This window comes from Wolbachia endosymbiont of Tuta absoluta, assembly GCF_059414725.1.
This window is the reverse complement of record NZ_JBNRJY010000328.1, coordinates 1-570: the sequence shown is the minus strand read 5'-3', so window position 1 is coordinate 570 and position 570 is coordinate 1. Positions and strand designations below refer to the sequence as shown.

Sequence of the window (570 nt, the reverse complement as noted above, 5' to 3'; positions counted from 1 at the left end):
GCAGGATTGCAGTGTTTCTTGTTGTCTAAACACAACTACAGTTTGCATATAATTTTTTTTGGAGATCTCGATATTGAAAGTAAATCAAACTCAAAATAGTGCCTAATTCTAAGATTCAGTTTATAACTTATTATTTTGTTTGATAATACATTACATTTAACATCAAATACAGTAGGAATATAGCAGTTTATTTTTTAGTTAAATTAGTTACGTTAGTTAGGTTGCACTTGCAATTTTCCTCAGGCAAAAAACAAAAACTTTTCGTATCCCGTGACAATAATTACGAGGTGTATTGTATTTGTAGGTAGTGTAACTATCTGTAAATAAGTAATTCATCCTAAAAATTCAGTTACAAAACAGTAGCAACCCTAGAAGAGTAGATATAAATCATTGAAAAGGAGGTGAGCCGTCCATCTGTAAATTCTCCATTCTTTTATTTCTCAGCGTTTCAAAAGCTTGATCGATCCAGCTTGTTCTGTTGCTGATGATTTAACAATAGCAGACTTCTGTGATAAGAGGGCACTTGAATCTTTTGCACAGAGTGTGGATTTAGTCACTATTGAGTCTGAA

Annotated in this window: 1 pseudogene; it reads left to right on the top strand. The window is 32.3% G+C overall.

Features of this window, described 5'->3' with window-relative positions:
- Positions 1 to 462: 462 nt before the first annotated feature.
- A pseudogene (locus ACJ5GX_RS03515) lies at positions 463 to 570 on the top strand (5-(carboxyamino)imidazole ribonucleotide synthase); the annotation flags it as partial.